The sequence below is a fragment of the Embleya sp. NPDC055664 genome (assembly GCF_053618075.1).
This window is the reverse complement of record NZ_JBSHGZ010000046.1, coordinates 40584-48076: the sequence shown is the minus strand read 5'-3', so window position 1 is coordinate 48076 and position 7493 is coordinate 40584. Positions and strand designations below refer to the sequence as shown.

4 protein-coding genes are annotated in these 7493 nt (G+C 69.3%); 2 read left to right on the top strand and 2 right to left on the bottom strand.

What is annotated here, in order from left to right; translation table 11 throughout:
• Positions 1 to 142: 142 nt before the first annotated feature.
• A complete protein-coding gene (locus tag ACWGR4_RS42765; protein ID WP_452134005.1) occupies positions 143 to 2644 on the bottom strand; it encodes a collagenase in 2502 nt (833 codons plus the stop codon).
• Between the two features lie 549 nt (positions 2645 to 3193).
• Here ACWGR4_RS42765 and ACWGR4_RS42760 point away from each other — a divergent pair.
• Positions 3194 to 5515 carry a glycosyl hydrolase family 18 protein gene (locus ACWGR4_RS42760; RefSeq protein ID WP_452134004.1) on the top strand — a complete coding sequence of 774 codons (2322 nt, stop codon included), beginning with the start codon at positions 3194 to 3196 and terminating at the stop codon, positions 5513 to 5515.
• 120 nt (positions 5516 to 5635) lie between these two features.
• Here the strand turns inward: ACWGR4_RS42760 and ACWGR4_RS42755 are convergent, their stop codons facing one another.
• Positions 5636 to 6511 carry a helix-turn-helix domain-containing protein gene (locus ACWGR4_RS42755; protein WP_452132601.1) on the bottom strand — a complete coding sequence of 292 codons (876 nt, stop codon included), beginning with the start codon at positions 6509 to 6511 and terminating at the stop codon, positions 5636 to 5638.
• A gap of 176 nt (positions 6512 to 6687) precedes the next feature.
• On the opposite strand from ACWGR4_RS42755, the gene ACWGR4_RS42750 reads away from it, so the two are divergent.
• Entirely contained in the window at positions 6688 to 7464 is a 777-nt protein-coding gene (locus ACWGR4_RS42750) for an SDR family oxidoreductase (RefSeq protein ID WP_452132600.1), read from the top strand.
• Positions 7465 to 7493: the final 29 nt, after the last annotated feature.

The window sequence follows — 7493 nt, the reverse complement described above, 5'->3', positions numbered from 1 at the left end:
CGCCGACGGCCGCCGGGTGGGCGAGAACACCGATGTGCCGGGCCTGGTCGCGGCGTTGCGCGAGCGCGGCGTGCACCGGGTCGAGTCCTGTCTCTTATACACATCTCCGAGCCCGCCTCGTGGGCGCGCCGGGCGGGGTCGGTCAGTAGCTCGTCGTCACCGAGGTGCCGGCGAACGCCTGCTGTCCGTAGAGGGAGATGTAGTGGTAGCCCTCGGGCGGTGCGGTGATGGTCAGGGTCTCCGCGTTGCCCGACTGGGTGGACTTGGCGGTGTAGGCCGTGGGCGTGGCCCAGTTGTCACTGTTGTAGTAGAGGTCGGCGTTGCCGGTACCACCGGTGGTGACGATGTTCAGACGCGCGGTTCCCGCCGGGATGTAGATGTAGAACCAGGCCGTTCCGTTCGCGCCCGCCGACACCGAGGTGCGGCCGCAGTTCTTGCCCAGGACGCGGGTGTCGGGGTCGGTGCACTCGGTGGCGCCTCCGCCGCCGGTGACCGTGACGGTGTGACTGACGGTCGCGGTGGCGCCGCCGTTGTCGGTGACGGTCAGCTTCACGGTGTAGGTGCCGGCCGCGTACGTCTTGGTCGGGTTGGCCGCGGTCGAGGTGGTGCCGTCGCCGAAGTCCCAGGCGCGGGCGGCGACGGTGCCGTCGGAGTCGGTGGAGGTGTCGGTGAAGGCGACCGACGTACCGCTGACCGCGCTGGTGAACTCGGCCGTCGGCGGGCGGTTGGTGGGTGTGCCACCGCCGCCGCACTCGCCCGCCGCGCAGGCGGCCAGCCAGGTGTACCAGTCGCTGTCGTAGCGGGTGCCGATGGTGGAGGTCAGGAAGGTGCGCGCGCCGGCCCAGTCGCCGGTGCGGTAGTAGCCGAGCAGGCGGGTGATGTCCGCCGGGTGCTTCTGCAGCATGTAGCGCACGCCGAGGTAGCCCCAGCGGTAGATGCGGGTCGTGTCGTTGGAGTAGGTGGTGTCGAAGACGGTACTCAGCGCGTAGGTGTGCTTGCCCGCCTCGGTGATCGCGGCGTCGTAGGGCAGGTTGCGGTAGGAGTAGGAGACATACTCCGCGAAGCCCTCGATCCACCAGATGGTCGGTGTGCTCACGCCCGCGTTGAAGTCGCCGAACATGTCGAACCGGCCGTCGAGGTAGTGCGTGTACTCGTGGTTGAGGTTCCAGATCTCGAACGCGGGCCGGGTCCACTCGGCCTCGTAGGCGATGAACCGCGGCTGGTTGCCGGCCGCGCTCGGGTCGCCTTCGAGGTACATGCCGCCGTTGTTGGTGTCGATGCCGAAGATGGCGCCGGCGTAGGTCTGATAGTCGGCGCTGGAGTGGAAGACCACCACCTCGATCGTGGTGTTGCGGTCGTTGGCCACCGCGCCGCTGTCCTTGACCACGCCGTGGAAGTACGAGTCCTGGTTGCGCAGGCTCGTGCAGGCGGTGGCGAGGTTGGCCTGGCTGATCTCCTGGGCCCGGATGCGGATGCTCGGGCTACAGGTGTAGTCGATGGTCAGCACCGCCGCGGTCAGCCGCGCCTGGAGGTTGCAGGTGTCGTAGTAGGCGCACTGTGCCTTGTCGTAGTAGTCGGTGCCCTCGGCCAGCGCGACCCACATCGCCGCGGTCGGCCCGGTGATCGAGGTGGCGCTCAGGTGGGCTCGCACCATCGGGCGCACCCGGGCCTGGAGGCTCGCGTACTGGAGGAAGCGGGCCAGTTCGCGGCCCGAGTTGACGGTCAGGTAGGCGCGGTCGGTGCCGAGCAGGTCGCGGTGTGCCCTCGCGAAGGCGTCGACCGCGTCGACGGTGCTCGGGTCGGACTGCACGGCGGTGACGAACTCGGGTACCTGGTGGCCGCGGAAGAGCACGGTGAAGACGTTGTTGACCGCGGCCTTCATCCACCACGACGCGTCGTATGAGCTGTTGTAGCCCGCCAACAGCCGCTTGACCACGTAGAGATAGCGGGCGTTCTCCTGGGCGCTGTCGATCAGCGTGACCGCCTCGGCCAGCGTCTCGCCGTTGGCGTCGGTGACGTCCGAGGAGTGCGAGTTGGCGAAGAAGGCGTCCAGACCGGAGCGGATCGCGGTCTTCAGCGCGGGGCCGTACGTGCCCACCGTGGTCGGGTCGTACCACTGCACGTAGTAGCCCGCGCGCAGGAACAGCACCACCTGCGGCGCGCTCGTGCTGCCGTTGCCGGGGTAGGAGCCGGCGAGGTCGCGCAGAGCGTAGGCGACCGTGGTCATCTGCTCTTCGCGGAAGATCGAGCGGGCGTCGGTCCCGGAGACGGTGAACAGGGTGTTCACGCACTCCGTCGTCGACGACTTGATCTGCGTGACCAGCGCGGCGCCGGTACGGCTCGCGAAGTCGGCGACCGAGCAACCGGCCGCGGCGGCCCGCTGGTTCGTCGCGGCCATCGACGGCCGGGCCGGTCGGGCGGCCGACGCCGGGTCGTCGTAGTCGCGCCGGGCGTTGTCGGACACGTTCGCGGACAGCGGCGGCCGGTCGGGGACCGGCAGCGGCTTCGCCTGGGTGTGCGGGGACTGGTCGGCCGAGGCGCTGGGGGGTGCGCCGAGCGGTGCGGCCACGGGGATCGGGGCCGCCGCCGTGCCGGGATCGGCGGGGGCGGCGGATCCGGGCTGGGTGAACAACCCGAAGCCCATGGCGAGTGATACGGCAACCACCGCGACGCGGCGGAGTCTTCCCTGTCGTGCCGAATGGGTCGATCGATTGGTTCGCAAAGACCGTCTCCTTGCGGAACAGAGGGCACGCGCACGCGCGCCTCCGATGAGGGGTGGTGCAACGGCATGAGCGGTTTCGTCGCCGGCCCCGTTTCGGGGAGAGAGGCGGAGCCGGCGCGTGCGTGGTACTGCTCGCTGCCTCGCCGGAAGAACCAACGGTGGCAAGGCAGTTGGTGCCGCCGTGGACCGGAAGGGGAGCGTCCGGGCCGCTGCGTGACATGTACCATGTCACAAATCACATTTTGCGTGAAGGGGTATCGAACACCGAGTGCGGCCAACGAAACGGCAGCGGGCGCAGGGGGGTTCGGGCGGGCCGATTTTGCCGGGACTTGCCGGCGCCTCGCCGCTACTGGTCTAGACCTTGATTATTGGTCCAGACCTTCATTACGCTCGCCCTACTGTGTGAGCCGGACAACCCGGCTCATTGTGGGGCACAGGTTCTCCGTCGGATCCCGAAATCCAGGAGCACCCATGGCCATCGAAACCGTGTGGCGCACCAAACGCACCAAGCCCGGCAAGAGATTCGTCGCCATCTGTGCGAGCCTGCTCCTCCCGCTCGCCGCGATGGTCGGCCTGTCCGCCGCACCCGCGCAAGCCGCCGAAGGGGCCACCGCGACCTTCGCCAAAACCTCCGACTGGGGGAGCGGTTTCCAGGGGGAGTGGACGATCAAGAACACCGGTACCACCGCCGTTACGGCCTGGACCGTCGAGTGGGACTTTCCCGCCGGCACCTCCGTGGGCGCGTACTGGGACGCCTTGATCACCTCGTCCGGAACGCACTACACCGCCAAGAACCGCAACTACAACGGCTCGGTCGCGCCCGGGGCGAGCGTCAAGTTCGGCTTCGTCGGCTCCGGCCCCGGAAGTCCCAGTGGCTGCAAGATCAACGGCGGCCCCTGTGACGGCGTACCGCCGACCGACAACCCGCCGAGCGCGCCCGGTCAGCCGAGCGCGACCGCGACCACCTCGACCTCCATCTCGCTGAGCTGGGGCGCGGCCACCGACGACCACGCCGTCAAGAACTACGACGTCTACCGCGGTACTTCCGTGGTTGCCACGGTCACCGGGACCGCGTACACCGACACCGGTCTGACCGCCGACACCGCGTACACGTACAAGATCGTGGCGCGGGACAGCATCGACCAGACCGGACCCGCATCGCCGACCGCCACGCTGCGCACGGCGCCCGGCGGCGGCACCGACACACCCCCGACGGCCCCCGGCACACCGACGGCGAGCAGCGTGAACGACACGTCGCTCACCCTCAACTGGACGGCGGCCACCGACGACCACGGCGTCAAGAACTACGACGTCCTGCGCGGCGGAGCCAAGATCGCCACCGTCAACGGGACCTCGTACAACGACACCGGTCTGACCGCGAACACCACCTACACGTACACCGTGGTGGCTCGCGACACCATCGACCAGACCGGCCCGGCCAGTGCGCCGCTCACCGTCAAGACCACCGGCGGCGGCACCCCGGGCGGCGAGTACTTCCGCGTGGGCTACTTCGTGCAGTGGGGCATCTACGGTCGCGCCTACACGATGAAGTCGCTGGACACCACCGGTGCCGCGGCCAAGCTCACGCACCTCAACTACTCCTTCTCCAACATCGACCCGGTCAACCTGACCTGCCTCAACGGCGTTACCAAGGCCACCACTCCGGGTCCGCAGGACCCGAACCAGGGTGACGGCGCGGGCGACTCGTGGGCGGACTACGAAAAGGGCTTCAGCGCTGGGGAATCCGTCAACGGAAGCACCGACACGTGGGACCAGCCGTTGGCCGGAAACTTCAACCAGCTCAAGCAACTCAAGGCGAAGTACCCGAAGTTGAAGGCGCTGATCTCGGTCGGCGGCTGGACGTACAGCAGGTACTTCTCCGACGTCGCCAAGACCGACGCGTCGCGGCAGAAGTTCGCCAAGTCCTGTGTGGACATGTACCTCAAGGGCAACCTGCCGGTGACCAACGGACGCGGCGGCAACGGCGTCGCGGCCGGGATCTTCGACGGCTTCGACCTCGACTGGGAGTGGCCGGGCGCCGAGGGTCACGCGGGCAACCACATCTCCGCGGACGACAAGAACAACCTGACCCTGCTGATGGCCGAGTTCCGCAAGCAGATGGACGCGTACGGCCAGACCACGGGCAAGCACTACCTGCTCACCGCGTTCACCCCCGCCGACCCCGGCAAGCTGGACGTGGGCTGGGACATCACCACGCGCGACGGCACGCCCAGCGTGTTCGACTACATGGACTACGCCAACGTGCAGGGCTACGACTTCCACGGCTCCGGCAGCGACAACAGCTGGGAACCGAACCGCACCGGGGACCAGGGCAACCTGTACCAGGACGCGGGGGACCCGTACCCGACCAAGTTCAGCGTGGAAACCACCGTCAACTACTACCTGAACCAGGGCGTGGACCCACGCAAGCTCGCCCTCGGCCTGGCCTTCTACGGCCGCGGCTGGCAGGGCGTCGCCGACGGTGGAGCGCACGGCGAATGGCAGGAGGCGCACGGCGCCGCACCGGGCCAGTTCCCGGAGGAGGCCGGCACCAGGGGCTACGCCAACCTGATGTCGTCGGTACCGAACCTGACCGTCTACCACGACGAGCAGTCGGTCTCGACCTACGGCTTCACCGGCAACAACGGCCAGTGGTGGACCTTCGACGACGCATGGTCCATCGGGAAGAAGACGGCCTGGCTCCGTTCGAAGAATCTCCTGGGCGCGATGATCTGGGAGATGAGCGGGGACACCGGGGTGTTGATGACCGCGGTCGACAACGGGCTGAAGTAACAGCCCCCTGATCGGAAGGCCGGGAGGCGGTGAGTGGCTGCCTCCCGGCCTTCCTTGTCGTCCGCTGTCGTGCGCGCCTCGTCGTGGGCGGCGCCTCCGGGCGCCGCCGCCGTCGACCCGTCAGCCGGCGTGCGGGGCGTCGGCGGCCGGGAGTTCGGGTGCGGTCCAGTCGGCCAGGATCCGCAGCGCCTCGGCGGTGGGGGAGGCCGGTTCGACGTTGTAGACGCACAAGGTCTGCTCCGTGTCGCCCGGGACCTGGAAGGACTCGTAGGCGAAGTGGAGGTCCCCGACGAGGGGATGGCGGTAGTGCTTGGCGCCGTGGGTGCGGCGCAGCACCCGGTGGTCGTTCCACCAACCGCTGAACTCGGGGGACTTGAGCGTCAGTTCGCCGACCAGATCGGCGAGCCGGCGATCGTGGGGGTGGCGGCCCGCCTCGAACCGGAGCATGGCGACCGTTTCCGCGGCGAGACGTTCCCAGTCGCCGACGCGCTCGCGGGCCTCGGGGTCGAGGAGGTAGTACCGGGCCAGGTTGCGCCGGGTGGCGGGCAGCGCGTCGAAGTCGGTGAGCACGGCCCTGGCGAGCCGGTTGGTGGCCGGCACGTCGGTACGCCGGCCCAGGATGAACGCCGGCACCCGGTCGAGGGTCTCCAACATCAGGTACAGCCCCGGCCGCACCCGCTGGGCGGCCCCGGTCGGCGCGCGCCGTACGGTGCGGGCATCGGAGCCCAGCAGGTCGGTGAAGTGTTCACGTTCGGTGTCGTCGAGCCGCAGCACGCGCGCGATCGCCGCCACGACCTCGCTGGAGGGGTTGTGCGCGCGCCCCTGCTCCAGGCGCGTGTAGTACTCCGTGCTCACGCCGGCCAGGCGGGCCACCTCGTCCCGGCGCAGGCCGGGTACGCGGCGGACCCGGCCGTCGGCGGGCAGTCCGGCCTCCGCGGCGGTGATTCCGGCGCGTCGTGAGCGCAGGAATCCGGAGATTTCCTTGGTGCGGTCCATGGGACCAGTGTGCGCAGGTCGCCGGTGCCGTATCCGCACCGGGCCGGCCCTGTCGGTACCTGTTTCGGCAGGGCCATTCATGGCGTCCACACGGGCTCGTGGGGGTGGTGTGCTGGATGAGCGGTCGAGAGGAACCGACCGCGGCCCACTTTGCTCACCCGTGGAGGGTATGCACCATGTCCATGAACACCATGTCCTGCCCGCTGGCCCATCGCGTCGCGGTCGTCACCGGCGCCTCCAGCGGTATCGGTGCGGCGTCCGCCGAGAAGTTGGCCGCGCTGGGGGCCCGCGTCGTCGTCCTGGCCCGGCGGGCCGATCGGCTGGCGGATCTGGTCGCCCGCATCGAGCGCGACGGCGGCAGCGCGCTGGCGATCGCCGCCGACGTGACCGACGCCGCGGCGTTGGCGGACGCCGCCGCCCGGGTGGCGGCCGAGTTCGGCGGCGCCGACCTGCTCCTGAACAACGCCGGCGTCATGCTGCCCGCCCCGATCGAGGAATTGGCGGCCGACCAGTGGAAGCAGCAGATCGACCTGAACATCACCGGGCTGATGAACACGATCGGCGCGTTCACCCCGCAGCTGATCGCGGCCGCCGCCGAGCGCGGGGTGGCCGACCTGATCAACACCTCGTCGATCGCGGCGCAGAACATCTTCCCGAATTTCGCCGTCTACTCCGGGACCAAGGCGTACGTCACCCACCTGTCCCGGCACCTGCGCACCGAGTTGGGCTCGCGGAACGTGCGGGTCTCGGCGCTCGAACCGGGCATCGTCGGCACCGAGTTGCAGAGCCACGTCACCGACCCGGGCGCGCGGGAATGGCTGGCGGGCGCCAAGGAGAGCATGGAGTGGCTCACGCCGGAGGACATCGCGGAGACCGTCGGTTTCATCGCCACGATGCCGCCGCGGGTGAACTTCCAGCAGATCACCATCATGCCCACCGGGCAGGCCGCCTGACCTGTCGTGCCGCGGCGGTGTGTCACCGC